Annotated in this window: 18 protein-coding genes; 6 read left to right on the top strand and 12 right to left on the bottom strand. The window is 66.7% G+C overall.

Going from position 1 to position 25,397, the window contains the following annotated elements; all coding sequences use genetic code 11:
* Positions 1-90: 90 nt before the first annotated feature.
* From DYQ94_RS11185 to DYQ94_RS11155, 7 genes are all read right to left on the bottom strand, one after another.
* Entirely contained in the window at positions 91-1,581 is a 1,491-nt protein-coding gene (locus DYQ94_RS11185; protein WP_160954582.1) for an efflux transporter outer membrane subunit, read from the bottom strand.
* Positions 1,582-1,585: 4 nt separating this feature from the next.
* On the bottom strand, positions 1,586-3,172 hold the full coding sequence (locus DYQ94_RS11180) for an MDR family MFS transporter (protein ID WP_024940507.1): 1,587 nt from the start codon (positions 3,170-3,172) through the stop codon (positions 1,586-1,588).
* Complete coding sequence (locus DYQ94_RS11175) at positions 3,169-4,371, bottom strand: HlyD family secretion protein (RefSeq protein WP_126966051.1); 1,203 nt, start codon at positions 4,369-4,371, stop codon at positions 3,169-3,171. Before DYQ94_RS11175 ends, DYQ94_RS11180 begins: the two co-directional genes overlap by 4 nt.
* Before the next feature lie 196 nt (positions 4,372-4,567).
* Positions 4,568-5,683 (bottom strand): polyamine ABC transporter substrate-binding protein, encoded by a 1,116-nt coding sequence (locus tag DYQ94_RS11170; RefSeq protein WP_024940509.1) that lies wholly within the window; start codon positions 5,681-5,683, stop codon positions 4,568-4,570.
* 207 nt (positions 5,684-5,890) lie between these two features.
* Positions 5,891-7,267 (bottom strand): aspartate aminotransferase family protein, encoded by a 1,377-nt coding sequence (locus DYQ94_RS11165; RefSeq protein WP_126966050.1) that lies wholly within the window; start codon positions 7,265-7,267, stop codon positions 5,891-5,893.
* A gap of 200 nt (positions 7,268-7,467) precedes the next feature.
* The gene (locus tag DYQ94_RS11160; protein WP_104645879.1) at positions 7,468-8,853 is read right to left on the bottom strand and encodes a glutamine synthetase family protein; all 1,386 of its coding nucleotides are present in this window, start codon (positions 8,851-8,853) and stop codon (positions 7,468-7,470) included.
* A 6-nt stretch (positions 8,854-8,859) separates the two neighbouring features.
* Positions 8,860-9,615 carry a gamma-glutamyl-gamma-aminobutyrate hydrolase family protein gene (locus tag DYQ94_RS11155; RefSeq protein WP_126966049.1) on the bottom strand — a complete coding sequence of 252 codons (756 nt, stop codon included), beginning with the start codon at positions 9,613-9,615 and terminating at the stop codon, positions 8,860-8,862.
* Between the two features lie 288 nt (positions 9,616-9,903).
* On the opposite strand from DYQ94_RS11155, the gene DYQ94_RS11150 reads away from it, so the two are divergent.
* The 4 genes from DYQ94_RS11150 (at position 9,904) to DYQ94_RS11135 (ending at position 14,638) form a co-directional block, all read left to right on the top strand.
* Complete coding sequence (locus DYQ94_RS11150; RefSeq protein ID WP_126966048.1) at positions 9,904-11,283, top strand: glutamine synthetase family protein; 1,380 nt, start codon at positions 9,904-9,906, stop codon at positions 11,281-11,283.
* Positions 11,283-12,599: an NAD(P)/FAD-dependent oxidoreductase gene (locus DYQ94_RS11145; protein WP_126966047.1), complete on the top strand. Its 1,317-nt coding sequence runs from the start codon at positions 11,283-11,285 to the stop codon at positions 12,597-12,599. The genes DYQ94_RS11150 and DYQ94_RS11145 overlap by 1 nt, the downstream gene beginning before the upstream one ends.
* A gap of 97 nt (positions 12,600-12,696) precedes the next feature.
* Positions 12,697-13,995 (top strand): diguanylate cyclase, encoded by a 1,299-nt coding sequence (locus DYQ94_RS11140; RefSeq protein ID WP_039512053.1) that lies wholly within the window; start codon positions 12,697-12,699, stop codon positions 13,993-13,995.
* 181 nt (positions 13,996-14,176) lie between these two features.
* Positions 14,177-14,638: a bacteriohemerythrin gene (locus DYQ94_RS11135; protein ID WP_054592757.1), complete on the top strand. Its 462-nt coding sequence runs from the start codon at positions 14,177-14,179 to the stop codon at positions 14,636-14,638.
* A gap of 237 nt (positions 14,639-14,875) precedes the next feature.
* On the opposite strand, the gene DYQ94_RS11130 is transcribed toward DYQ94_RS11135, so the two are convergent.
* From DYQ94_RS11130 to DYQ94_RS11110, 5 genes are all read right to left on the bottom strand, one after another.
* Positions 14,876-16,168: an MFS transporter gene (locus DYQ94_RS11130; RefSeq protein ID WP_160954583.1), complete on the bottom strand. Its 1,293-nt coding sequence runs from the start codon at positions 16,166-16,168 to the stop codon at positions 14,876-14,878.
* A 1,005-nt stretch (positions 16,169-17,173) separates the two neighbouring features.
* Entirely contained in the window at positions 17,174-17,452 is a 279-nt protein-coding gene (locus tag DYQ94_RS11125; protein ID WP_065031620.1) for a hypothetical protein, read from the bottom strand.
* Positions 17,442-19,790, bottom strand: coding sequence for an FdhF/YdeP family oxidoreductase (locus DYQ94_RS11120; RefSeq protein ID WP_046343116.1), 2,349 nt, complete (start codon positions 19,788-19,790; stop codon positions 17,442-17,444). Before DYQ94_RS11120 ends, DYQ94_RS11125 begins: the two co-directional genes overlap by 11 nt.
* Entirely contained in the window at positions 19,787-20,632 is an 846-nt protein-coding gene (gene fdhD / locus DYQ94_RS11115; protein WP_126966044.1) for a formate dehydrogenase accessory sulfurtransferase FdhD, read from the bottom strand. The genes DYQ94_RS11120 and fdhD overlap by 4 nt, the downstream gene beginning before the upstream one ends.
* A 6-nt stretch (positions 20,633-20,638) precedes the next feature.
* On the bottom strand, positions 20,639-22,318 hold the full coding sequence (locus DYQ94_RS11110; protein WP_047125188.1) for an OFA family MFS transporter: 1,680 nt from the start codon (positions 22,316-22,318) through the stop codon (positions 20,639-20,641).
* 410 nt (positions 22,319-22,728) lie between these two features.
* On the opposite strand from DYQ94_RS11110, the gene aptA reads away from it, so the two are divergent.
* Complete coding sequence (gene aptA / locus DYQ94_RS11105) at positions 22,729-24,081, top strand: omega-aminotransferase AptA (RefSeq protein ID WP_126966043.1); 1,353 nt, start codon at positions 22,729-22,731, stop codon at positions 24,079-24,081.
* Between the two features lie 112 nt (positions 24,082-24,193).
* The gene (locus tag DYQ94_RS11100) at positions 24,194-25,051 is read left to right on the top strand and encodes a plasmid replication/partition related protein (protein WP_102256710.1); all 858 of its coding nucleotides are present in this window, start codon (positions 24,194-24,196) and stop codon (positions 25,049-25,051) included.
* Positions 25,052-25,397: the final 346 nt, after the last annotated feature.

Raw genomic sequence — 25,397 nt, 5'->3', positions numbered from 1 at the left:
GCGCGGGCGCTGCAGCAACACTCTGTCTGCAACGGCAGAGCGACACCCCAGCGCGAACAAAGCGCCGACGCCCGCCGCGACGGCTATCGATCAGCGTGGCTCCGGCACCGGCGCGCTCCAGCCCAGACCCAGACTCTTCTGCAGCGCGACGTAGTTCACCAGCAACTGCACCTGTGCCTGTGCGGCGGCGTCCTGCGCGGACAGCTGCTGGCGCTGCACGTCGAGCAGATCGATCGACGAGGTGGCACCGGCATCGCGCCGTTGCTGCATCAAGCCGGCCGAACGCGTGGCCGAGGCTTCGGCCTGCCGCGCCACCACCAGCTGCTTGCGCGCCGAGCCGAAGCGCGCCAATGCCGAATTGGCATCCTGCAACGCAGCCAGCACCGCGCCCTCGTACGCCGCCTCGCGACCGGCGTTGCCGGCACGCGCCTGCTCCACCTGTGCCTTGGTGCGGCCGAAGTCGAAGATCGACCAGCGCAGCATCGGCACCGCCAGCGTGGTCAAGGCGTCGGAATTGAAATCGCTGGGCGAGCCGGCGACCCAGCTCAGGCCGCCCAGCAGGCTCACCTGCGGAAAATACCCGTTCAACGCCTCGCCGATCTGCGCGCTGGAGGCAGCCAGTTCGCGCTCGGCCTTGCGCACATCGGGGCGGCGACGGATCAGGGCGCCGGCATCGTCCACGCGCACCTGGGTGGGCAGCATCGGCAACGGCTGCGGCGCGCTCAACTGCGCGTCCAGCGCGCCGGGCTCGCGCCCCACCATCAGCGCCAGTTGATCCAGCGCTTCCTGCGATTGCATCTCCAACGGCAGGCGCTGCGCCTGTTGCTGCTGCACTTGCGTGGCGATCTGTTCGACCTGCAGGTCCGAGGCCGCGCCGCGCTCGCGGCGCTGCTGGGTCAGGCGCAGGGTCTGCCCGATCTTGTCCAGGTTCGCATCGGCGATCGCCAGCCGCGCCTGCAAGCCGCGGTAGTTCAGGTACACCTGCCCCACTTCGGCTGCCAGCTGCACCTGCGCATCGGCCAGCTCGGCTTCCGAGGCCTGCGCCTGCGCCAGCGCGCCTTCGGCCGCGCGACGGCGGCGGCCGAAGAAATCCAGTTCCCAGCTGGCATCGAAACCGGCGCTGTAGATCTGGGTCTTTTCCAGATCCAGCGCCTCGCTATCCTGTGCCGGTGGCTGGCCGTTCTGGCCGTTCTGCAAGCCGCCCAGCGTATCGCCGATGGTCTGCGGCGGCTCGGCATACGCATACACCGCGCTGGCGTTGAGCTTGGGCAGACGTTCGGCACGGCGCTGGCTGGCCAGTGCACGGTTGGCACGCAGCCGCGCCTGCGCCGCACGCAGGTTGGGACTGTCGGCCAGGGCCTGGGTGACCAGTTGGGTGAGGGTCGGGTCCTGCAGTTGCTCCCACCAATGATTCAATGGCGCGGCAGCGACCACGTCGGCGCCAGCAGCGCGATGCAGGGCCGGCGCCTGCACCGCCGTGTCGGCCACTGCCGGGGGCTTGGTGTAGTTGGGGCCGAGCATGCAGCCGCCGAGCAAAACCACGCTCAACGCCGCAGCCAGGGGCATGCGGATCAAGCGCATGGAATCAGTGCATTGCAAGGTGCGCCCCCTTGGGTAACGGCTTGAGCAAAAAGGCCAGCGGAATCGTGCAGACCACGATCACGCCGAAGATCCAGAACAGATCGCTATAGGTCATCACCAGGGCCTGCTGCTGCACCAGGCGCGCCAGCTGCGCGACCGAGCGAATGGCCGCCTCGCCGCCGGCGCTGCCCTGCATCTGCGCAGTCAGCCCGGAAAGAAAGTCCTGCGCGCGCGAGGAATTGGCGGTGATCGCGCTGCCGATGGTTTCGGTATGGAAGGTCATGCGGCGCTCCTGGAAGGTGGAGATCAGCGCAAGCCCCACCGAGCCGCCCAGGTTGCGGCCGGCGTTGAACAGGCCCGACGCATCGCCGGCCAGTTCGGGCGGCACAGATGAAATGGCCGCCTGGTTCAACGACATCATCGCCAGCGCCAGGCCGCAGCCCTGCAACAACTGGCCGGCGACAAAATGCATGCCCACGGTGTCGGCGGTCAGCGACAGATTGGCGAAGCAGGCCGCGGCAAAGCAGATCAGCCCGGCGATCACCAGGATGCGCACGTCCACCACCTCCAGCAGCTTGGGCATCATCGGCATCAACAGCACGGTCGGCAGGCCTGACAGCAGCAGCACGTAGCCGGCCTGCTCGGTGTTGTAGCCGGAGATCACCGCCAGGAACTGAGGAATCATGTACATGACGCCGAACAGGATCATGCCCACCGCCATGATCATGACGAACACCGCGCCGAAACTGCGATGCAGCAGCAGCGACAGGTGGATCACCGGCGGCCGCTTGCGGAACTGGCCCACGACCAGTGCAGCGAATCCGCTGAGCGCGATCACGCTCAGCGCGTTGATCTCGCTGGATTCGAACCAGCGCTCGCGCTGGCCCTCTTCCAGCACCACGGTGAGCCCGCCCAGGCCGGCGGTCAGGCCGTAGATGCCCAGCCAGTCGGCATTGAGCAGGCCGGCCCAGTCGCCTTTTTCATGCTTGAGGCCAAGCAGCAGCAAGGCCACCAGGCCGACGCAGATCGGCACGTTGATGAAGAAGGCGTAGTGCCAGCTGACGTTCTCGGTGAGCCAGCCGCCGAGCAGCGGGCCGATCACCGGGCCCATGATCACGGTCATGCCGAACAGCGCGGTGCCCATCGTTTGTTGGCTCGGCGGCAGCCGGGTCGCAACGATGGTCAGCGCGGTCGGAATCAGCGCACCGCCGGCCAGGCCCTGCCCCACGCGGCCGATGATCATCATCGTCAACGAGGTCGACAGCCCGCACACCACCGAAAACGCGGTGAACATCAGCGCGCAGATCAGCAGGAAGTTGCGCAGGCCCAGCGTGCGCACGAACCAGCCGGTCAGCGGGATCATGATGATCTCGGCAACCAGGTACGCGGTGGAGATCCAGGTGCCTTCGGTGCCGCTGGCGCCGACCTCGCCCTGGATGGTGGGCAGCGCCGCGTTGACGATGGAGATGTCCAGCGTCGCCATGAACGAGCCGATGGTGCCGGCCAGCACCGCCAGCCAGGCGCCCGGCTCGGCCTTCTCGCGTTGCGCGCTGCCGCCGGCACGCGGGCCGGTGGCTGCCGTTGCATTCATCGCGCGCGCTCCTGCGCCTGCACGCGATCGGATTCCTCCTCGGCCCGTTGCTTGGCGTCCTTGGCCGAGCGCGTGTCCACGGTGACCTCGACCGACATGCCCGGCACCAGCACCTTGCGCGCCTCGTCGCCGGCCAGCACGCGGATGCGCACCGGCACGCGCTGCACCACCTTGGTGAAGTTGCCGGTGGCATTTTCCGGCGGCAGCAACGCGAACTGCGAGCCGGTGCCCGGCGACAGGCTCTCGACCTTGCCGTGCAGCTTGACGCCCGACAAGGCATCGACCTCGATCTCGGCCGGCTGGCCAGGACGCATCAGGCCGACCTGGGTTTCCTTGAAATTGGCGATCAGATACAGCGATTCCTGCGGCACGATGGTCATGGTGCGGGTGCCGGCCCCGAGGAACTGGCCGACCTGCACGGTCTTGTCGCCGACGCGGCCGTGGATACGGCTGGTCAGCAAGGTGTCTTCCACCGCCACACGGGCCTGGTCGGCATCGGCGCTGGCCTGCTTGAGACCGGCCTGGGCCTGCTCCAGCTGCGCGTTGCTGGCCAGGATCTGGCTCTGCGCGCCCTTGGCCTGCGCCTGCGCGGCCTGGTACTGGGCGCGTGCACGTTGCAGCTCGTGCTGCAGGCTTTCCTGGTGCTCGTGGGTGTCGGCGCCGGAGGCGGCCAACGGGGCGAAGCGCTTCACTTCGGCTTGGGCGAAGGTCAGGCTTGCCGCTGCCGAGGTGACCTGGCTACGCGCCTGCACCAGCGCTGACTCCTGCCCGGACACGTTGGCGGTGGCCGCGGCGATATCGGCCTGGCGCGCGGCGATCGCGGCTTCGGCCTGCTGCAGGTTCGCCTGGTAGGTGCGGTCGTCGATCTGCAGCAGCGGCTGGCCGGCTTCCACGATCTGGTTGTCGCCCACCATCACCTTGGTCACGTAGCCGCTGACCCGCGGCGCCACGGCGACCGAGTCGGCCTGCAGGTAGGCATTGTTGGTGTCCTGCATGTAGCGGCCCTTGATCAGGTAATAGGCCAGCCAGATCACCAGCAGCACCACCACCAGCACCCCGACCACGATCAGCGTCCATTTGACCTTTGGGTTCTTCAACGGCGAGGGCTTGGGCGGCTCCTGCTCGTTGTGCGCGCCGGTGCCTTGCGCATCCGTGCCCGAAGGCTGGCCGTCGTTGGACTGCTGGTCGTGGTTGCTCAAGGTGAGGCGTCCTGTGTCGTGGGCGAGGCGCGCGCGACGACGTACCGCATCAGCGGTCCGGCGAAGGCGGCGCAACCATACAATTATTTGAACCGCCCGGTACAGATTGCGTGACGACCGCAGTCAGCGCGCGCTCGGACTTGCAGGCGCACGCCTGGCAAGCGCTCTTACAAAACTGGAGGAGCGACTGCGGCGGTCAGCGACCGGTCTTGATCTCGGTCCACAGCCGCGTATACAGCCGGTCCACCTCCGGCGGATTGATCGCATAGGTGAACATCTTGGCGGTCACCTCCGGCGGCGGGTAGATGGTGGGGTCGTTGCGGATCGCCGCGTCCACCAGCGGCGTGGCGGTGCGCACCGGGTTGGCGTAGTGGATGAAGTTGCTGTTGGCCGCGGCCACGTCCGGCTTCAACAGATAATTGATGAAGGCGTAGGCGTTGTCGGGGTGCTTGGCGTCCTTGGGAATGGCCAGCATGTCGAACCACTGCGGCGCGCCTTCCTTGGGGATCGCATAGGCCACCTTGATGCCGTTGCCGGCTTCCACCGCGCGGTCGCGCGCCTGGATGATGTCGCCCGACCAGCCCACCGCCAGGCAGGTGTTGCCGTTGGCCAGCGAGCTCACGTACTGGCTGGAATGAAAGTTCTGCACGTACGGGCGGATCGTCTTGATCAGCGCGGCAGCCTGCTCGATCTCGGCCGGCACGCTGCTGTGCGGATCCAGGCCCAGATAATTGAGCGCGATCGGAATCAGGTCCGAGGGCGTGTCCAGCAGGGTCACGCCACAGTCCTTCAACCTGGACAGGTTTTCCGGCTTGAACACCAGGTCCCAGCTGTTGGCGACCTCGGTGTTGCCGAAGATCGCCTTGAGCTTGTCCACGTTGTAGCCGATGCCGGTGGTGCCGATCATGTACGGCACGCCATAGGCATTGCCCGGGTCCTGCGCGGCAATGCGCCGCATGATGTCCGGGTCCAGATTGGCCAGATTGGGGATCTTGGCCTTGTCCAGCGGCAGGAACACGCCGGCCTGGATCTGCCGGCCGAAGAAGTTCAGCGTGGGCACCACCACGTCGTAATCGCTGCCACCGGCGAGCAGCTTGGTTTCCACCATCTCGTCGCTGTCGAACACGTCGTAGGTGACCTTGATGCCGGTGCTCTTCTCGAACGCGGGAATGGTGTCTTCGGCGATGTAGTCCGAGTAGTTGTAGACGTTGAGCACCTTGGCCCGCGCCTCGGCACCGCCGGGTGCGTTGCTGCCACCGCAGGCGGCCAGCAAGGTGGTGGACAGCGTCAGGGCGAGCAGTCGCAGCGTCATGCGGGTCTCCAGGGCAGCGCGATCAGGGCGGGCCGGGATGCGGCCGGTCGAAGGGCCAGCCTACCCATGGTGGTTGTGTTTGCACAGCGCGGCGTGGCGGATACCAACCGTACGCACCCGCTGGCCGGCGCGGCCGGCGCCGCAAGCGCCTCTGCCGGCCGCCCTGGCGGGTACGCGACCGGCAAAGCTTGACGTGCGCCGGCCGGCTTAGGCGGCAACGATGCCTAGCGCCTGCGCAGTATCGTCCAGCGCCGCCCAGGCCTTGTCGAACAGCTCATCAACCTGTTCGCAGGTGATGATCAACGGCGGCGACAGCAGCATCGCATCGTAGGTGGCACGCAGGATCAGCCCGCGCCGCAGCGCGAAATCGCGGCACAGCGCACCGACCCGACCGCGTTCGGGGAAATAGACCCCGCGCCGGCGTTTGTCCGGCACCAGTTCCAGGGCCCCGACCAGGCCGGCGATACGCGCCTCGCCGACCAGCCGGTGCTCGCCCAGCTCGGCCCAGCGTTGCGCCAGGTACGGCGCGATCCGGGTACGCGCGGTGTCCACGATGCCTTCGTCCTGCAGCAGGCGCAGGTTCTCCAGCGCCACCGCCGCGCAGACCGGATGTCCCGCATAGGTGCCGCCGTGCGCGAGCTCACCGCCCTGCGCCTTGAGCACGCCGGCCACGCGATCGTTGAACATCGCCGCCGCCAACGGGATATAGCCGGAGGTGATGCCCTTGGCCAGCGTCATCACGTCGGGCTGGAAGCCGAAATAATCCGCACCGAACCAGGCGCCGGTACGCCCGAACCCGCAGATCACCTCGTCGGCCACCAGCAGCACGTCGTAGCGCTTGCAGATGCGCTCGATTTCCGGCCAGTAGCTGCGCGGCGGGATGTACACCCCGATCGCGCCCATGATCGGTTCACCGATAAACGCCGCCACGTTTTGCGGCCCGAGCTGCAGGATCCTGTCTTCCAGCCGACGCGCCGCCAGCAGCCCGTACTCCTCTGGATCCATCTCCCCGCCATCGCCGAAGTGATACGGCGGCGCGATGTGGTGGATATCCGGAATCGGCAGGCCACCCTGCCTGTGCATGCCGCGCATGCCGCCCAGGCTGGCACCGGCCATGGTGGTGCCGTGATAGCCGTCATGACGGCCGATGAAGATGCGTTTTTCCGGCTGCCCCTGCACCGCCCAGAAATGCCGCACCAGCCGCAGGATGGTGTCGTTGGCCTCCGACCCGGAGTTGGCGAAGAACGCATGGTTCAGATCGCCCGGCGTCAGCTCCGCCAGCTTGGCAGCCAGATGGATAGTGGGCTCGGTGGTGCACTGGAAAAAGCTGTTGTAGTACGCCAGCTGTTCCATCTGCCGCGCCGCCGCCTGTGCCAGCTCCTTGCGCCCGTAGCCGACATTCACGCACCACAAGCCGCCGAACGCATCCAGCAACTTGTTGCCCTGCGCGTCCCAGACATACACGCCCTCGCCACGGGTCAGGATGCGCGTGCCCTTTTCGGCCAATGCCGCGTTGTCGTTGAACGGATGCAGATGATGGGCGGCATCGAGCTGCTGCAAGGTTTCCAACACAGTGGGGTGCACGGCTTGCTCCGGAAGTGGCTCACGCCAGTGGCGCGAATGCAGTGGCGTTACGAAAGGCAGCTGGCGCAAAACGCATCGGACGCCTGCAATAAACGTAGGCCTGGACCATGGCCAGACGACCTGCCCTCATCCGCCCTTCGGGCACCTTCTCCCGAGGGGAGACGGGAGCGGCGCGGCACGCTGCGCCGAGCGCAGACGCCTCACACATTCAACAACAGGAACTCCCGCTCCCACGAACTGATCACACGGAAGAACGTCTCGTACTCCTTGCGCTTGACCGAGATGTAGGCGCGCACGAAGCGCCGCCCCAGCATCTCCTGCAAGGCCTCGCAGCCCTCCAGTCCGTCCAGCGCCTCGCCCAGCGAGCGCGGCAGATCGTAGCCCTGCTGCTTGCCGTTGCTGCTGATCGGCGCGGTCGGTTCGAGCTTCTCGCGGATGCCGAGCAACCCGCAGGCCAGGGTCGCCGCCATCGCCAGGTACGGATTGGCATCGGAGCCGGCAAAGCGGCTTTCCACCCGCATGTTCTGCGGCACATCGATCGGCACCCGCAGCCCGCAGGTGCGATTGTCGAAACCCCACAGCACATTGCTCGGCGACACCTCGCCGAACATCAGCCGCCGGTAGGAATTGACGTTGGGCGCCAGCAGCCCCATCGCCATCGGAATGTATTTCTGCAGGCCACCGAGATAGTGCGCAAAGGTGTCGCTGAAGCCGCCTTCGCGTTTGCCGCTGAACACGTTCTTGCCGGTGCCGGCATGCAGCAGGCTCTGATGGATATGCATCGCACTGCCCGGCTCGGTCTCCATCGGCTTGGCCAGAAACGTCGCATACACGCCATGCCGCAACGCGGCCTCGCGCATGGTGCGCTTGAACAGGAACACCTGATCGGCGCGCGAGAGTGCATCGGCGTGGGTGAAGTTGACCTCCAGCTGCGCGGCGCCGGATTCGTGGATCAGCGTATCCACATCCAGTTCCATCGCATCGCAATAGTCGTACATCAGGTCCAGGATGGGGTCGAACTCGTTGACCGCATCGATCGAATACGACTGCCGCGCGGTCTCCGGCCGACCCGAGCGCCCGGCCGGCGGCAATAGCGGAAAGTCCGGGTCGGTGTTCTTCTGCACCAGGAAGAATTCCAGCTCCGGCGCCACCACCGGTTGCAGCTTGGCTTCGGCATAGGCGTCCAGCACGCGCCGCAGCACATTGCGCGGGGCAAGCTCATGCGGCTGGCCGTCCTTGGTGTAGCAATCGTGGATGACCTGCGCGGTGGGATCGGCCGCCCACGGCACCATGCGCACGGTGGATGCATCCGGGCGCAGATGCATGTCCGAATCCGATGGCGAGGTCAGCTCGTAGTAATCGTCAGGGAAATCGCCGGTGACGGTGGTGGCGAAGATGCCTTCCGGCAGCCGGGTGCCGTAGTCGTGCGAAAACTTGTCCGCCGGAATGATCTTGCCGCGTGCGTTGCCGGTGATGTCCGGCACCAGGCACTCGACCTCGGTGATGTGGCGGTCCTTGAGCCAGCGGCGCAGCGCGCTCTCGGGCTGCTTGGGTGTGGATGTGCGCGAACGGGTGCGGATCGACATGCAACCTCACTGACCGCGTCGAGCGGCGTATTGGCGACAGGCCTCGCCGAAGGCCTGGAAGATGGCACGGTAGAACGGATGCTGTGTGACACGCCACTCCGGATGCCACTGCACCGCGAGCAGAAAGCCCGGCCCGGGGCCGCGAAAGGCTTCGATCAGGCCATCCGGCGCTTGCGCCTCGATCAGCAGGCCGTCGGCCAGGCGTGCAATGCCCTGCCCGTGCAGCGAGTTCACCATGACCTGCGCGCTGTCGCTCATGTCAGCCAGCAGGCCGCCGGGATGCAGCTGCACCGGATGCGCCGGGCCGTACTGCGTGTCCAGCGGCATGGCGCGGTCTTCGCGGTGATCAAGCAGGCCAGGCACGTCATGCACGCGTTGATGCAGGCGCCCGCCCAGCGCCACATTGACCTCCTGCAGCCCGCGGCAGATCGCCAGCACCGGCAGGCCACGCGCAAGTGCCTGCGGAATCAGTCCCAGGCTGGTGGCATCGCGCGCCGGGTCGTGCGGATTGCCCTCCCAGCTCGGCTCGTCGCTGTAGTGATGCGGCTCGACATTGCTCACCGCACCGGTCAGCAACAGGCCATCCAGGCGATCCAGCCACGCGCGCGCATCCAGCGTGGGCTGCAGGCTCGGCAACAGCACCGGCATGGCTCCGGCTGCGTCCACCACCGCGCGGATGTACTTCTCGCCGGTGGCCAGAAACGGATGCGGCCCTTGCTGGATGCGATCGGTCGGCAACCCGACCAGTGGAACGACAGCCATGCGGATCTCCCGGTTGAACGCGGCTGCATCACGTCTGCGCTCGCCACCAGGCAGGCGCTGGCACTGTACAGGGCACAGGTGGCGCGCAGCTGGCGGCTTGCGCATCACCTGCATCGCTCCGACCGCGACGACTTGTCAGCGCGTGGTCGCCCCGGGTTGATCGGGTGCGTTGCCGATGCCTGCGAACTTACCGTGCGGCCACCTGCATTGCCAGGGTCCACACGCGCACAGTTGCGAACGATCACATGCGCTTTGCTAGTCTGAGCGGCGACCTTGCAGGTGGTGCCCATGGTTTCCGAGAACTCCGTCGCGTACTTGCCCGCCATCGATGCCGCCACACTGGCGCAGATCGATGGCTGCGAAGCGGCCGATCTGCTATTGCCCGATACCAATGGCGTGCTGCGTGGCAAGCGTGTGACAGCCGAGGTCCTGGGCAAGGTCTATCGCGATGGCGTGTGCCTGCCGATGTCGCTGATCGCCACCGACATCACCGGCAATACCGTCGAGGAAACCGGGCTGGGCTACGCCATCGGCGATGCCGATCGCATCTGCCGGCCGATCGCCGGCTCGCTGCGCCCGGTGCCGTGGGCACCGCGGCCGATGGCGCAGCTGCTGCTGGCAATGCATCAGCCGGACGGCAGCGTGTTCGAGGTCGCACCGCGCGCGGTCTTGCAACGCGTGTTGCACGGTTTTGCTGCGCTCGGCCTGACCCCGGTCATTGCGGTGGAACTGGAGTTCTATCTGTTCGATGCGGTGCCCGATGCGCAGGGACGCCCGCAGACGCCACGCGACCCGAAGACCGGTGCGCGCAGCGACAGCACCCAGGTGTATTCCTTGCAGGACCTGGACGACCAGCGCAGCTTCACCGACGCGGTGACTGCCGCCTGTCGCCAGCAAGGCATCCCGGCCGACACCGCCGTGGCCGAATACGCACCTGGCCAGTTCGAAATCAACCTGCAGCATCGCGCCGATGCGGTGGCCGCCTGCGACGAGGCGATCCTGCTCAAGCGCACCATCAAGGCGATTGCGCAACAGCAGGGCAAGCTCGCCAGCTTCATGGCCAAGCCGTTTCCCGGCCAGGCCGGCAGCGGCCTGCACCTGCACGTGAGCCTGCTCGACGTCGACGGGCACAACGTGTTTGCCGGCAACGTCGATGTACCCGCCGACCGCCTGCGCCATGCCATCGCCGGCCTGCAGCGGCACGCCGATGCCTCGCTGCTGATGTTCGCGCCGCACGCCAACAGTTACCGCAGGTTCGTCAGCAATGCCTTCGTGCCGCTGGATGCGAGCTGGGGCTTCAACAACCGCACCGTGGCGCTGCGCATCCCGCATAGCGATGCACGCAACACCCGCATCGAGCATCGCATCGCCGGCGCCGATGCCAACCCGTACCTGGCCGCCGCCGCCGTGCTCGCCGCCATGCTGGACGGCCTGCAACATCCCGGCGAGCCCAGCGCGCCAGTCACCGGCAATGCCTATGCGCAAGCGGTCTTTCGGCCGCGCACCTGGCAAGCCGCGGTGGATGCATTCGGCGCCAGCGACTTTGTCGGCGCGCAGTTCGGCAGCCAGTTCCAGCACGTATTCGGCCAGCAGAAACAGCGCGAGCTGCTCGACTACCAGGCGCAGGTGCCCGATCTGGATTACGCCCGGTACCTGCGGATCGTCTGATGGACGGCCCGGCCACATCGCTGCCGCCAACCGATCCGCCGGGTAACGGCTATCCCGACAGCTGGTACGCCCGCAGCACGCCGGCCTTGCCTGAGCAACCATGCCTGCAGGGCGTGCAACGTGCCGATGTCTGCATCCTCGGCGCCGGCTACACCGGCCTCACCGCCGCCCTCGCCCTGGCCGAGGCCGGCTACAAGGTCGTCGTGCTGGAAGCCAGGCGCATCGGCTGGGGCGCCTCCGGGCGCAACGGCGGCCAGGCCATCGTCGGCTACGGCTGCGAGCAGGAAACCCTGGAAGCGCTGGTCGGCGATGCCGACGCGCGGCTGCTGTTCGACTTCTCGCGCGACGGCATGCACCTGCTGCGCGCGCGCATCGACCGCCACGCCATCGCCTGCGACTGGCGCGACGGCCACGCCCATGTGCCGCTGAAGCCGCGCCAGGTGCAGGCCTTGCAGCACGGCATCGTGCGCATGGCCGAGCGCTACGACTACCCGCTGGAATGGTGGGACCGCGCGCGTACGCGGCAGGTGCTGGACAGCCCGCTCTACCTGGGCGCGATGTTCGACCCGGCCAGCGGCCATCTGCATCCGCTGGCCTATGCGCTGGGCCTGGCGCGCGCAGCGCTGGCGGCCGGCGTGCGCATCCACGAGGCCTCGCCGGTCTCCCGGCTGGAGCACGGCGCGCGCGTGACCATGCAGACCGACCAGGGCAGCGTCAGCGCCGAGTTCGGCGTGATCGCCGGCAATGCCCTGCTGCAGGGCATTTCCACGGCGCTGGAGCGCCGCATCATGCCGGTCGGCACCTATGTCGGTGCGACGCCGCCGCTGGGCCAGGCCCGTGCACGCGCGCTGATCGCCAACGACATGGCGGTCGCCGACACCAACTGGGCGCTGGACTACTACCGGCTCAGTGCCGACCACCGGCTGCTGTTCGGCGGACGCGCCAGCTACTCCTCGCGCCCGCCGCACGGCCTGGATCGGTTGATGACCCGACGCATGCACACGGTCTTCCCGCAACTGCGCGACGTGCCGCTGCAAACGCTGTGGGGCGGCTACGTGGACATCTCGCGCAACCGCGCCCCGCACTGGGGCCGGCTGGGGCCCAACGTGTATTTCGCCCAGGGATTCTCCGGGCATGGCGTCGCCGCCACCGGCCTGGCCGGCCAGGTCATCGCCGAGGCCATCGCCGGCCAGAGCCGACGGCTGGACGTGTTCGCACGCATTCCGCATCGGCCCTTCCCCGGGGGGCGCCTGCTGCGCACGCCGCTGCTGGTGGCAGCGATGAGTTGGTACCGGCTGCGCGATGCGTTGTGGTGATATAGGGCGCCGTCTTGGGCGCTTTGAGACGCGGCGCTCAAGTTTTGGCGAGCAGGGCCGTTAGCTGGTATGACGGTTCGATCCGCACGGCCAGCCGATGTCCCCAGGTACCCTACATCGCAATAGTGAAAGCGCAGTCCTGCCGCAACGCGTGTTGCTGGTGGAGAACTCGCGCACTTTCACCAGCATGCTGCGCGAGGCCATCGAGCAACGCGTGGAGCTGCCGGTCACGGTCGTGTCGACGCTGGCGGAAGCCGCCCGTGTACTGGACGAAGAAGACGGCTGGTTTCTGGTCCTGACCGGCCTGGTATTGGTGGACGGCGACCGCGACAAGGTCGTGGAATTCTTCCTCTCGCGCAAGCTGCCCACGGTGGTGGTCAGCGGCGTCTATGACGAGGATCTGCGCCAGCGCGTGCTGCAGCAGCAGATCATCGATTACGTGCTCAAGAACGCGCCCGGCAGCATCGAATATCTGGCTTGGCTGGTGCAACGCCTGGAGCGCAATCGCCGCATCGCCGCGCTGGTGGTGGACGATTCCCTGTCCGCAAGGACCTATGCGGCCGCGTTGCTGTCGATGTACGGCTACCGCGTGGTGCTGGCGGCCGACGGTGCGGCCGGCCTGCAGGCGATCGAGCGCGACCCCGGCATCCGCCTGACCATCGTCGACCAGGAAATGCCCGGCATGGAAGGGGTGGAATTCACCCGCCGTCTGCGTGCGATCCGTTCGCGCGACAAGGTCGCGGTGATCGGCATCTCCGGCAACAGCGACTCGTCGCTGATCCCACGTTTCCTCAAGAACGGTGCCAACGATTTCCTGCGCAAGCCGTTCTCGCGCGAAGAGTTCTTCTGCCGCGTGTCGCAGAACGTGGACCAGCTGGAACTGATCGGCACGCTGCAGGACCTGGCCACCCGTGACTTCCTCACCGGCCTGCCCAACCGGCGCTATTTCCTGGAACAAAGCCAGCGGGTAATCCCCACCCTGCTGTCGCAGGAGCAGACGGTCACCGCGGCGATGCTGGACATCGACCACTTCAAGCACATCAACGACACCTGGGGCCACGAAGCCGGCGACCAGGCGCTGCGCGCGGTGGCCGCGTCGGTCTCCAGTCATGCGCGGCCGCAGGATCTGGTGGCGCGTTTCGGCGGCGAAGAATTCTGCCTGCTGGTACCGGGGCTGGATGCCGCCAACGCCACCAGCTACTTCGAAACCCTGCGCGAACGCATCAGCGCACTGCGCGTGCGGATCGGCGACGAAACCCTCAGCATGACGGTGAGCATCGGTGTCTGCATCGCCACCGAAGACGGCCAGTCGCTGCACCATCTGCTGGGCGAAGCGGACAAGTACCTCTATCTGGCCAAGGCCGGCGGCCGCAACCAGGTGCGCCTGGCCAGCTGAGCGGCGCAGGTTCGTGCGCCGCACGGCCGGCGGCGCGCCCGATCCGGCGGTATCGCCGCAACATAGAATCGTCCCGCAGCACGCACGCCGCCCGCGCGCCGTAGCCGGATTTGATCCAGATCAACGCGTTGGCGATCACGCGCGCCTATCGTGCCCTCATCGTATGGAACAAGGGCGAACGATGGCTTTGCTGGTCTGGCAGGACGACCTCAACACCGGGATCGAGGTCATCGATCACCAACACCGGCGCATCGTGGAAATGATCAATCAGTTGCATGCCGCGCAAACCAGCCTGCAACGCCTGGCAGTGGCCGAGGTGATCGACGAATTGATCGACTACACGCTGTCGCATTTTGCCTTCGAGGAAGAACTGATGGAGGAAGCCGGCTACCCCTTCAGCCTGGCGCACAAGCGCGTGCACGAGGTCTTCGGCAAACGTGTCGGCGAGTACCGGCTGCGGTTCCAGGCCGGCGAAGACGTCTGCGACGAACTCCGCAGCATGCTCTCGCGCTGGTTGTTCAACCATATCCGCGGCGACGACCAGGCCTATGCGCCGCAGGTGATCGCACATCTGGACCAGTTCGCGCGCAGCCACCAACACGGCAACTGGCTGGGACGCACACTCAAGCGTCTGTTCCGCTAGCAATCGCTCCGGCGCAGGCGCGTGCTCGCGCGCAACAGGGCGGTGCCGGTCATGCCGCATCGAGCAAGCGCGTTCCCGAGGATCGGCAGGCCAGCATCGCCAGCACCACGGTGCAGCAATGTACGCAATACCTAGACCATTGGCCCGAAGACTTCATTTCGCGCAGAAGCAGCCAGCTTCGGAGAAGTGCACCTGGGCGGGACCTGCCTCAACGATGACGCCGACTCGCGTACGCCTTCAAACGCCAACCGGGCGACGCGATCTGCGGGCCACGACCAACGCCAGCAGGCTCAACACCGCCGCGGCGCCCAGATACTGCCCGACCGCCTGCACGCCATAGCGTGCGGCCAGTTGCGTGGCCACGTACGGCGCCGGTGCCGCCCCCAGGATGCTGGCCAGATTGAACGACAGCGAGGCTCCGGTGTAGCGCACCTCGGTGGGATACAGCTCGGCCAGCAGCGTGCCGCAGGGGCCGTAGGTCAGGCCCATGAAGAAGAAGCCCAGTGCAAGGAACGCGAGTACCTGCAACGGGTGATTGGCCTGGAACAGTGGCGCGAACGCCAACCCGAACGCGATGATCGCCACACTGGCCAGCATCATCGCCAGCGGCGCGCCATGCCGGTCGCCGAACCTGGCCGACAGCGGGATGCCGATCGCGAAAAACACGATACCGGCCATCTGCAACAGCAGGAATTGCTCCTTGTCGTAGCCCAGGGTCTTGGTCCCGAAGCCCAGCGCGAACACCGTCATCAGATAGAACAGCACGAAGGTGGCGAATGCGCCCAGCGTGCCGATGATCAGCGCCGGCCAGTGCTGCGAGATCACCGTCCCCAAGGGCAGGCGCACGCGGGTCTTGCGATCCAGGGCCTTCTGGAAGTCCGGCGTCTCGGTGATGCTCAGGCGCACCCACAGGCCGGTCAGCACCAGCAATGCGCTGGCCAGAAACGGCACCCGCCAGCCCCATTGCATGAACTGCGCATCGTCGAGCACCGCGCCCATGCCGAGAAAGGTGCCGGTGGACAGCAGAAAGCCCAGCGGCGCACCCAGCTGCGGAAACATGCCGTACCACACGCGCTTGCCGGGCGGCGCATTTTCGGTGGCAAGCAGCACGGCCCCGCCCCACTCGCCGCCCAGACCCAGGCCCTGGCCAAAGCGGCACAGTGCCAGCAACGCAGGTGCGAACACGCCGATCTGGGCATAGCTGGGCAGCAAGCCGATCGCCACGGTGGACAGGCCCATCGTCAGCAGCGCCGCCACCAACGTGGCCTTGCGCCCGATCCGGTCGCCGAAATGGCCGAACACTGCCGAGCCCACCGGCCGTGCGATAAAGGCCACCGCAAACGTCGCCAGCGACTGCAGCATCGCCGCACTGCCATCGCCCGCCGGAAAGAACAGCGTCGGAAACACCAGCACCGCAGCGGTGGCGTAGATATAGAAATCGAAAAACTCGATGGTGGTGCCGATCAGACTGGCGAACAGCACGCGCGCAGGCGAATTGATGGGAGCGGCAAGCGGCGCAGCAGCAGTCATCGTTGATCGGCATCCAGACAAGACAAGTCAGCCGATTCTGGCAGATTGCAGCAACGGTTTGCGCAGACCAACCTGCTTGCAAAAAGTTACAGCCGTGACTGCCTGCCTTTCGGGCAGTGGCAGCCTGATGTCTTTCGGAATCTCGGTTGCGTTGGAGTCGCCGGGCAGCGTTGATAGATTATTTGTAGAGCAGATGATCTGCAGCTTGGTTGCAGGGCCCTTGCCCGCCCACCATCGCAGGACACGCCGCAAGTACATCCGTGTAGGCTCTTACGCGGCATCCATGCCGCGTAAGGTCCCGCGACGGTGAGCGGACAAGGACCTGTCGAGGTGGTCGGTGTGCGCGGTAAGAGCAGTGTTTGATGCGCGTTGTTCGGATCGCGTTGCACCCGATCAGCTCCCGATGCAGCCCGAGCAACAGGCTTTCAACACGCGACTTACAAACGTCTCATCTTCCCACCGCAAGCCGAGAAATAAGCTTTGAGGAAAGCAGCCGACCAACTCTCTGGTGCGGTGTCCTTGCCGGTTGCGGGACCCTCGGCGGCATGGATGCCGCCGAGGAGCCTCCACGGACGGATTCACGGCGTGTCCCGCAAGCGGTGAGGACACCGCGCGCTCGATCAACCAGGCTTTTGACCCAAGCCTTTGACTGCCTGCATAACGGCGCCACCATTGAAGAGCTCGGTGGGTCTTGGAGTGGTCGGATAGTGCTGATAGATCGCTTGCAGAGCGTCGGGTCTGCGACTTTGCTGCGGGGCCCTTGCCCGCCCACCATCGCAGGACACGCCGCAAGTACGTCCATGTAGGCTCTTACGCGGCATCCATGCCGCGTAAGGTCCCGCGACGGTGAGCGGACAAGGACCAGTCAAGATGGTCGGTGTGTTTGGTTGCAAGCAAAGCGTAGCCTGCGTTGTTCGGATCAGGTTGCGTCTGATCGAGCTTCCCGTACAAGTGAAGAGGCTTCAGTCTCCTGCTCTCCTCAGCCGGGAAGAACCAGCAAGTTACTCAGTCGCCCTGCTGCGTTTGCGTCATTGCACGTTGCGCATGCGCTGCAAGCCCGAGATCCGTCAGCACCGCGAACTGGCGCTCGCCGCGGTCTTCCAGCTGGATCCAGCCCGGACCGGGCTGACCATCCAGACTGGCGTTACCCAACCACGCCAGAGTGCGCAGCAGCACGCTCATGCGCACGCCCAGTTGCTTGCACAGGCGCGCCAGCGACACGCCCTCGGGCGTGTCGGCCAATGCGGCAAGCAGCAGCGCGGTGAGCTGTGGATCAGCGGACAAGCACCGCTCCGATATCGCGCGGCGCCGCATCGGCGGTTTCGGCGCGGTGCGGCAGCACGATCACCGGAATCGACTTGGAGGTGGGCGTGCGCGCTTCGTCGGCGAAGCTGGACAGCGGCACCAACGCGTTGGTTTCCGGGTAGTACGCCGCCAGGCAGCCGCGCGGAATGTTGTAGTCCACCAGCAGGAAGCGGCGCGCCTCGCGATGCACGCCGTCCTCGCACAGGCTCTCCAGGTCCACCCAGTCACCGGCCTTCATGTTCAACGCGGCGATATCCGCGCCATTGATGAAGAGCACGCGACGCTCGCCGAACACCCCGCGGTAGCGATCGTCCAGCCCGTAGATGGTGGTGTTGTATTGATCGTGCGAGCGCGTGGTGGCCAGCGTAAACACCATCTGCTCGGTGTGGCTGCGGCGTGCGCGATGGATCGGGTTGTCGGTCGGCACCGCGTGCGGCTTGAACACCGCGCGCTTCTCGGGCGTCACCCACTGGCGATCGCGCGCGGTGTTGGACAGGCGGAAGCCGCCCGGCACCCGCACGCGCTGATTGAAGTCGGCAAAATCGGGAAACACCTGGGCAATCAGGTCGCGAATGCGGTCGTAGTCGCCCACCAGCCACCGCCAGCGGATCGCGCTGCGCGCACCCAGCGTCGCCTCGGCCAGCCGCGCCACGATCGCCGGCTCGGACAACAGCTCCGGCGAGGCCGGCGGATTGATGCCGGCCGACAGGTGCACCATGCTCATCGAATCTTCCACCGTCACGCCTTGCGAGCCAGCGTCCTGGATGTCGATTTCGGTACGGCCCAGGCATGGCAGGATCAGCGCATCGCGCCCGTGCACCAGGTGGCTGCGATTGAGCTTGGTGGTGACATGCACGGTCAATTCGCAATTGCGCAGCGCGCGATGGGTGGCGTCGGTATCCGGCGTGGCGGCGGCAAAATTGCCGCCCATCGCGAAGAACACCTTGCCGCGCCCGTCCAGCATCGCCTCGATCGCACCGACGGTGTCGAAGCCGTCTTCGCGCGGCGGCGCGAACCCGAACAGCGTCTGCAACTTGTCCAGAAACGCGGCCGGCGGTTTTTCGTAGATCATCATCGTGCGGTCGCCCTGCACGTTGCTGTGTCCGCGCACCGGGCACACGCCCGCGCCCGGCCGGCCCAGATGGCCGCGCAGCAACAGCAGGTTGGTGATCATGTGGATGGTGGCCACCGAATGCTTGTGCTGGGTGATGCCCATGCCCCAGCAAGCGATCACGCGCTCGGCATTGAGATAGAGTTCGCCGGCCTTGCGCAGCGCCGCCTCGTCCAGCCCGGACTCCTCGACGATGGTGTCCCAGGATTCGCCATGCACCTCGGCAGCGAAGGCGTCGAAGTTGGCGGTGTGGGCGTCGATGAATTCCAGATCCAGCAGCCGTGGCGTGCCGTCGCGCTGGGCTTGTGCGTCGCGCTCGAGCACGTGCTTGATGATGCCCTTGACCGCGGCCAGATCGCCGCCGATCTTGAGCTGGAAATAATCCGAGGCGATGCGGGTGGAGCCGTTGTGCAGCATCTCCAGCTTGTCCTGCGGGTCGGCGAACTTCTCCAGCCCGCGCTCGCGCAGCGGATTGAATGCCGCAATCGCCGCGCCGCGCTTGGAGGCCTGACGCAACTCGCCCAGCATGCGCGGGTGATTGGTGCCCGGGTTCTGGCCGAAGATGAAGATCGCATCGGCCAGTTCGAAATCGTGCAGCGACACCGTGCCCTTGCCCACGCCGATCTGCGAACGCAGCGCGGTGCCGGAGGGCTCGTGGCACATGTTGGAGCAGTCGGGGAAGTTGTTGGTGCCGAACTCGCGCACGAACAACTGATACAGGAAGGCCGCTTCGTTGCTGGTGCGCCCGGAGGTGTAGAAGATCGCCTCGTCCGGCGATGCCAGCCCGTTGAGGTGCCCGGCGATCTGCGCGAAGGCCTCGTCCCAGCTCACCGGCACGTAGTGGTCGGTGGCCGCGTCGTAACGCATCGGCTGGGTCAGCCGGCCCTGCCCTTCCAGCCAGTAGTCGCTGTACTGCGACAGCAGGCTGACGCTGTGCGAGGCGAACAGCTCCGGCCCGGCGCGGCGCGCCGTGGACTCGGCCGCAACGGCCTTGGCGCCGTTCTCGCAGAACTCGAAGGTGGAGGTGTGATCGCGGTCGGGCCAGGCGCAGCCGGGGCAGTCGAAACCGTCCGGCTGGTTGGCGTGCAGCAGCGTCTTGGCGCCCTGCACCGCGATGTCCTGTTCCATCAGGTGCTTGGCAACCGAGCGCAATGCGCCCCAGCCGCCGGCGGGATTGTCGTATTGCTGGATGGTCTTCTTGCTCATGCGGGCTCTCCCACGCCAACGCCCAGATTCAGGCGCTGCGGATGGCTGTAAACGACACAATCGTGATCGCGGGCAAACCCGATCAGGGTCAGTCCCGCACTGTCGGCCAGGCTGATCGCCAGCGCGGTCGGTGCCGAAATCGCTGCGAGCAGCGGGATCCGGGCCTGCGCGGCTTTCATGGCCATTTCGTAACTGGCGCGGCTGGTGACCACCGCAAACCCTTGCGATGCATCGACGCGCTCCCGCGCCAGCGCACCGATCAACTTGTCGAGCGCGTTATGCCGGCCGACGTCTTCGCGCACGTAGCGCACCACACCGTGCACATCGGCCCAACCGGCGGCATGCACCGCGCCGGTCTGTGCGGCGATCGGCTGCTGCGCGTGCAGCGCTTCCAGCGCACGCGCCAAGGCCTGCGCATCGATCTGCAACGCCGACTGCAGGGCCGGCGGCACACGCAGCACCGCCTCGATCGATTCGTTGCCACACACCCCGCAACCGCTGCGGCCATCCAGATTGCGCCGTCGCCGGTCCAGCGCGGCGGCACGTTCGGGCGGGATCTCGATCTGCAGCGAGGCGCCTTCCAGAAACGTCTCCACCGCCACCACCCGCAGATCCTGCGGCTGGTCGACGATGCCCTCGCTCAGCGAGAACCCGAATGCGAAATCTTCCAGGTCTTCCGGCGTGGCCATCATCACCGCGAACGGCACGCCGTTGTAGTGGAAGGCGACCGGCATTTCGGCCGCCACCATGTCCTGCACCGTGGCGTTACGGCCGCCGCGGTGGCGGACAACCGTGCGCACCACACTGCCGGCGCGCACGGAACGGGAAGACGAAAGTGTCATCTCATCTCAATGAAACAGCACGAAGGCTTTCTGCAGCGTGACCCAGATGCCCCAAGACATCGGCACGCCCACCGCCAGCCAGGCCAGCGCGACCAGGGCGGGGTTGCCGCCATGCCCGATGCGCGCCATCTGCTCCGGCGGCAGCACCGCCTTGCCGCTGCGGTCCACCTTCTCGTGCGCCAGCTGCTTCTCGCGCGCCAGTTCTTCCGGCGTCATGAAATGACGCGCGGCCACCGGGCGCACCAACAGGTTGCAGATCAGACCGAGCACCAACATGCCGGCGAGGATGTACATGGTGGTGTTGTAGACCTGTGACGGCGGGCTGCCGTGGGCCAGCTGGTACTCGCGCATGTAGCCGACCACCACCGGACCGAGGATGCCGGCGGTGGCCCAGGCGGTCAGCAGGCGGCCGTGGATGGCACCGACCATCTGGGTGCCGAACAGGTCGGCCAGATATGCCGGGATGGTGGCAAAGCCGCCGCCGTACATCGACAGGATGATGCAGAAGATGCCCGCAAACAGCGCGATGCCGCCCACACCGCCGGCCGACGGCGCAGCCGCGTACAGGCAGATGCCCAGCACGAAGAACAGCGTGTAGGTGTTCTTGCGGCCGAGCTTGTCGGACATGCTGGCCCAGAAGAAGCGCCCGCCAATGTTGAACAGGCTGAGCAGGCCGGTGAAGCCGGCCGCGATGGCCGCGATGCTGGCCAGCTGCGCCGTGTCCAGGCTGCCGAAGCCGACGTCCACCCCGATCAACCGGCCGCCGAACACTTCCTGCAGCATCGGCGAGGACATGCCGATCACGCCGATGCCGGCCGACACGTTCAGGCACAGCACGCCCCACAGCAACCAGAACTGCGGGATGCCCCAGACCTTGCTCACGTGCACGTGGTTGGCAGTGATCATGGCGTTGTTGCTGGCCACCGGCGCGGTCCAGCCGGCGGGGGTCCAGCCGCTCGGCGGCACGCGGTACCCGAACGCGCCAGCCATCATGAAGACGAAGTACAGCGCCGCCATCACCAGGAAGGTTTCCAGTACGCCCACCGAGGTCGGCGTGGCGAAGTGGCGCATCAGCGCATCGGCCAGCGGGCTGCCGATCATCGCGCCGCCACCGAAGCCCATGATCGCCATGCCGGTCGCCATGCCGCGGCGGTCCGGGAACCACTTGATCAGCGTCGACACCGGCGAGATATAACCCAGGCCCAGACCAATGCCGCCGATCACGCCCGAGCCCAGCCACAGCATCCAGATCTGATGGAAGTGGATGCCGGCCGCCGAAATCACCAGGCCACCGCACCAGCACAGCGCCGAGACCACACCGGCCTTGCGCGGGCCGGCACGTTCCAGCCAGCCGCCCCAGATCGCCGCCGAGCAGCCCAGCAGCACGAAGAACAGCGTGTACATCCACTGCAGCTCGCTGATCTTCCAGTCGCAGGTGGTGGCGACCATGCGCGCGAACAGGCCCATGTCGGCCGGGCACGCGATCGCCTCGGTGATGCCCAGCGCCTTGGACAGCGGCAACCAGAACACGCTGAAGCCATAGGCCATGCCGATACACAGGTGGATCGCCAATGCCGCCGGTGGTACCAACCAACGATTGAAGCCCGGACGCGCAACAATGCGCTCCTTGGACAGCAGGCCGGCGTCTGCGCCGTTGGCGCTCGCCACGGTGGACCCTTGTGTCATTCCCGTTCCCCTAAAAAAGTGCGATGAAGTGTGTCCGGAGCGCCCGACAGGATGGCTGCATGCAGGCGGTGTCAGTGGTTCCGAAAACGATTGATGGCTGCGATCGATTGACGTGTTGCGATAAGGGCAGCGGCGACTACCAGGCCCAACTGGCACTCGTCTGGCGCATCATCGGCGATCGTTGAATCTTTGCAATGCTTCGGCACGCCCCGCAGCCAGTCAAAAACCCGTCATGGCCCGCGCCACAAGGCGTTCCCACAGCTTAGCGGCCGACGCTGCGACTAATTGACTAGTCCATGTGGATCGGCGCGTGCAGGTCCGCAAATCGTGCTCGCCGTCGCGCTCGGCCGGGGTGACGGCCAAGGCGCGGTGGCCGTACAGTCGGACGCTTTCCAGCGACGGAGTCCGCCATGCACGACCACCCTCCGCGCGATGGCGCACGCGCGCTGCAGGCACCGGCGCACCTGGACGCGTTCTGGATGCCGTTCACCGCCAACCGCCAGTTCAAGGCGCGCCCGCGCCTGCTGGCCTCCGCTGCCGGCATGTACTACCGCGATGTCGACGGCCGCCAGATCCTGGACGGCACCGCCGGGCTGTGGTGCTGCAATGCCGGCCACGCCCGCGAACGCATCGTGGCGGCGATCCGTGAGCAGGCCGGCACGCTGGATTTCGCCCCGACCTTCCAGATGGGTTCACCGCTGCCGTTCGTGCTGGCGCAGCGGCTGGCCGCGATCGCACCGCCCGGCCTGGGCCATGTGTTCTTCACCAACTCCGGCTCGGAGGCGGTCGATAGCGCGATGAAGATCGTGCTGGCCTACCACCGCCTGCGCGGCGAGGGCCAGCGCACCCGCTTCATCGGCCGCGAGAAGGCCTATCACGGGGTCGGCTTCGGCGGCATGTCGATCGGCGGGCTGCCCAACAACCGTAAATGGTTCGGTCCCCTGCTGGCCGGCACCGACCATCTGCGGCATACGCTGGATCTGCAACGCAATGCCTACGCGCGCGGGCTGCCGGCGCACGGCGCCGAGCTGGCCGACGATCTGGAACGCCTGATCACCCTGCACGACGCCTCGACCATTGCGGCGGTCTTCGTCGAGCCGGTATCCGGCTCGGCCGGAGTGATCCTGCCGCCGGAAGGCTATCTGCAGCGGCTGCGCGCCATCTGCGACCGCCACGGCATCGTGCTGGTGTTCGACGAGGTCATCACCGGCTTCGGACGGGTCGGCGAGGCGTTCGCGGCGCAACGCTTCGGCGTCACGCCGGACCTGATCACCGCCGCCAAGGGGCTGACCAGCGGCAGCGTGCCAATGGGCGCGGTCCTGGTGGCCGATGCGATCCACGCGGCCTTCATGCAGGGGCCGCAGAATGCGATCGAGCTCTTCCACGGCTACACCTATTCCGGCCATCCGCTGGCCTGCGCCGCGGCCATCGCCGCGCTGGACACCTACGCCGAAGAACACCTGTTCGACCGCGCGATCACGCTGGGCCCGCAATGGGAAGACGCGCTGCACAGCCTGCGCGGGCTGCCGCACGTCATCGACATCCGCAACATCGGCCTGATCGGCGCGATCGAGCTGGCGCCACGCGACGGCGCGCCCGGCGCACGCGGCTACGAGGTGTTCGAACGCTGCTTCCACGACGGCGGCCTGCTGGTGCGCGTCACCGGCGATGTCATCGCGCTGTCACCACCACTGATCGTCACCCCCGAGCAGATCGGGCAGATGATCGAAACGCTGGGGAATATCCTGCTCAGCACTGCCTGACGACCAAGGCACAGGCGCCCGCGCGTAACGCCGGCACGCGGCGCGGTCAAGCGCGCAAAGCCGGGGCAGGCTCACTACAATGCCGGCCCCGCACTTCCCCCGCAGTTGCCGCATGAACATCGTTGTCAAAGAAGAACTCAAGGCCTACATCGACCCGCTGACGCCCGACGAGCACGAGGCGCTGGAGCGCAGCCTGCTGGCCGAAGGCTGCCGCGATGCGCTGGTGCTGTGGGGCGATGTGCTGGTGGATGGCCACAACCGCTACGGCATCTGCCAGAAGCACGACCTGCCGTTCCAGACCGTACAGAACCCGCGCTTCCAGTCGATGCAGGACGTGCAGCTGTGGATGATCGAGCAGCACCTGGGCCGGCGCAGCGTATCGGACTTCCAGCGCGGCGTGCTGGCACTGCGCAAGCGCGAGATCCTGGCCGCGCGCCAGCGCAGCCAACGCGACGCCGACGCCGCTGCCGAAGCGCCGGCGGTTGCCGACATTGAGCAGTCGGCCACCGGCATCGACCACGACGCCACGCCGGCGGCCACGGACAACGACAGCCCGCCGTGGGAAGAGACCTCCACCCCGGTCAGCCGCGCCGAGCTGGCGCGCGAGGCCCGCCTGAGCAACAACCAGGTGGTGATGATCGAGCGCATCCACAAGCAGGCCGCCCCGGAAGTGGTGCAGGCGGTCAAGGCCGGCGAGATTTCGATCAGCGCCGCCGCTGCCGTGGCCACCTTGTCCGAGGACGAGCAACGCGCCGCCGCGCAGGCCGGCAAGGCCGAGCTCAAACAGGCTGCCAAGCGCGTACGCGACGCCAAGCGCAAACCCAAGCCCGACGAGGCCGAAGGCGGCGAAGCCGAACGCCGCGACATGAAAGCCCTGCAACGCCGCGTCACCGAACTGGAAAACGAAAACGCCGCGCTGCAGGCCAAGGTGACCGCGCTGCAATCGCAGCTGGAGCGCCTGCGCGGCTAAGTGCCGGACGGTGCATCACCGTAGGAGCGCACCCGGGCGCGACATGGCGTTCCCAGTAACGCCATCGCGCTCAGGCGCGCTCCTACAAACCGATCGGCTACTACCGCGATCGCTGCAACCACCCGTAGGAGCGCACCCGGGCGCGACCTGGCCTTCCCGGTAACCCCATCGCGCTCAGGCGCGCTCCTACAAACCGATCGGCTACTACCGCGATCGCTACAACCACCCGTAGGAGCGCACCCGGGCGCGACATGGCATTCCCGGTAACCCCATCGCGCTCAGGCGCGCTCCTACAAACCGATCGGCTACTACCGCGATCGCTGCAACCACCCGTAGGAGCGCACCC

This window comes from Xanthomonas sp. LMG 8993 (genome assembly GCF_009835065.2).
GTDB classification, from domain to species: domain Bacteria; phylum Pseudomonadota; class Gammaproteobacteria; order Xanthomonadales; family Xanthomonadaceae; genus Xanthomonas; species Xanthomonas arboricola.
The sequence above is the reverse complement of the archived record's forward strand: the minus strand, read 5'-3'. Positions and strand labels throughout refer to the sequence as shown.

Excerpts from the sequence above, each read along its gene's own strand:
- DYQ94_RS11185 (WP_160954582.1), bottom strand. The coding sequence starts at position 1,581 with ATGCGCTTGATCCGCATGCCCCTGGCTGCGGCGTTGAGCGTGGTTTTG.
- DYQ94_RS11180 (WP_024940507.1), bottom strand. The coding sequence starts at position 3,172 with ATGAATGCAACGGCAGCCACCGGCCCGCGTGCCGGCGGCAGCGCGCAA.
- DYQ94_RS11120 (WP_046343116.1), bottom strand. The coding sequence starts at position 19,790 with ATGAGCAAGAAGACCATCCAGCAATACGACAATCCCGCCGGCGGCTGG.
- DYQ94_RS11155 (WP_126966049.1), bottom strand. The coding sequence starts at position 9,615 with ATGGCTGTCGTTCCACTGGTCGGGTTGCCGACCGATCGCATCCAGCAA.
- DYQ94_RS11145 (WP_126966047.1), top strand. The coding sequence starts at position 11,283 with ATGGACGGCCCGGCCACATCGCTGCCGCCAACCGATCCGCCGGGTAAC.
- DYQ94_RS11140 (WP_039512053.1), top strand. The coding sequence starts at position 12,697 with ATGTCCCCAGGTACCCTACATCGCAATAGTGAAAGCGCAGTCCTGCCG.
- DYQ94_RS11100 (WP_102256710.1), top strand. The coding sequence starts at position 24,194 with ATGAACATCGTTGTCAAAGAAGAACTCAAGGCCTACATCGACCCGCTG.
- DYQ94_RS11130 (WP_160954583.1), bottom strand. The coding sequence starts at position 16,168 with ATGACTGCTGCTGCGCCGCTTGCCGCTCCCATCAATTCGCCTGCGCGC.
- fdhD (WP_126966044.1), bottom strand. The coding sequence starts at position 20,632 with ATGACACTTTCGTCTTCCCGTTCCGTGCGCGCCGGCAGTGTGGTGCGC.
- DYQ94_RS11170 (WP_024940509.1), bottom strand. The coding sequence starts at position 5,683 with ATGACGCTGCGACTGCTCGCCCTGACGCTGTCCACCACCTTGCTGGCC.
- DYQ94_RS11110 (WP_047125188.1), bottom strand. The coding sequence starts at position 22,318 with ATGACACAAGGGTCCACCGTGGCGAGCGCCAACGGCGCAGACGCCGGC.
- aptA (WP_126966043.1), top strand. The coding sequence starts at position 22,729 with ATGCACGACCACCCTCCGCGCGATGGCGCACGCGCGCTGCAGGCACCG.
- DYQ94_RS11160 (WP_104645879.1), bottom strand. The coding sequence starts at position 8,853 with ATGTCGATCCGCACCCGTTCGCGCACATCCACACCCAAGCAGCCCGAG.
- DYQ94_RS11135 (WP_054592757.1), top strand. The coding sequence starts at position 14,177 with ATGGCTTTGCTGGTCTGGCAGGACGACCTCAACACCGGGATCGAGGTC.
- DYQ94_RS11150 (WP_126966048.1), top strand. The coding sequence starts at position 9,904 with ATGGTTTCCGAGAACTCCGTCGCGTACTTGCCCGCCATCGATGCCGCC.